At 68.1% G+C, this 1,264-nt stretch carries 1 protein-coding gene; it reads left to right on the top strand.

Going from position 1 to position 1,264, the window contains the following annotated elements; genetic code table 11:
* A partial coding sequence (locus tag FJV41_RS49160) for a non-ribosomal peptide synthetase (RefSeq protein WP_141649511.1) occupies positions 1–1,264 on the top strand: 1,264 nt, incomplete at both ends.

Here is a 1,264-nt window from a genome sequence, read left to right on the forward strand (position 1 = left end):
TGTTCCAGGTGATGTTCAGCTTCCAGAACACCCCGCGCCAGGACCTGTCGATGCCGGGGTTGCAGTCCACCTATCTGCTGGTGGACCCGGGCTCGGCCAAGTTCGACCTGCTGCTGGAGCTGCGCGAGGACCGGCCGGACGAAATCTTCGGCTGGCTCGAATACAACACCGACCTGTTCGACGTCGCGACCATCCAGCGGATGCGCGGGCACTTCTACTCGCTGCTCGGCGCAGTGGCCGCCAACCCCGACGCCCGTCTGTCCGAGCTGCCCCTGCTCACCCAGGAGGAGCAGCTCCAACTGCTCTCCGACTTCCAGGGCCAGCAGGACGACTTCCCACGCGACGTGTGCCTGCATTCACTCATCGAAGCCCAGGCTCGCCGCACCCCCGACGCGGAGGCCCTGCGCTTCGAGGACTCTGCTCTTTCATACGCGCAGCTCGACTCACGCTCCAACCAGCTCGCTCACCACCTGCGCTCCCTTGGCGCTCGCCCGGGCTCCCTCGTCGGCGTCTGCCTGGAGCGCTCGCTCGACCTCGTCGTCGCGCTGCTCGCCGTCCTCAAGTCCGGCGCCGCCTACGTTCCCCTGGACCCCGCGTATCCCCGCGAGCGCCTCGCCGGCATGCTCGAGGACGCGGACGCGCCCGTGCTCCTCACTCACGAGCACCTGAAGTCCGTGCTCCCCCAGCACGACTCTCGCGTGCTCTGCCTCGATTCACAGTGGGACGACGTCGCCGCCCACTCCCGAGACTCGCTGCCTCTCCTCGCCGGGCCCGACGCCCCCGCCTACGTCATCTTCACCTCCGGCTCCACGGGCCGCCCCAAGGGCGCCATCAACTCCCACTCGGGCATCGTCAATCGCCTGCTGTGGATGCAGCAGCAGTACGGCCTGTCCCCTGACGACACCGTCCTTCAGAAGACTCCCTTCTCCTTCGATGTCTCCGTCTGGGAGTTCTTCTGGCCCCTCATGACGGGCGCTCGCCTCGTCCTCGCGAAGCCCGGCGGTCACCAGGACCCCGCCTACCTCGTTAGCCTCATCTCCGAGCAGCGCGTCTCCACGCTCCACTTCGTCCCCTCCATGCTCCGCGCCTTCCTGGAGGAGCCGGGTGTCGAGAAGCTCTCCGGACTTCGTCGCGTCATGTGCAGTGGTGAGGCCCTCCCCGCCGAGCTCGTCCGCCGCGCGCACGCCCTCCTTCCCGCCTCCGCCGAGGTCCACAACCTCTACGGCCCCACCGAGGCCGCCGTCGACGTCTCCTTCTGGCACTG

The organism is Myxococcus llanfairpwllgwyngyllgogerychwyrndrobwllllantysiliogogogochensis (assembly GCF_006636215.1).
Taxonomy (GTDB): domain Bacteria; phylum Myxococcota; class Myxococcia; order Myxococcales; family Myxococcaceae; genus Myxococcus; species Myxococcus llanfairpwllgwyngyllgogerychwyrndrobwllllantysiliogogogochensis.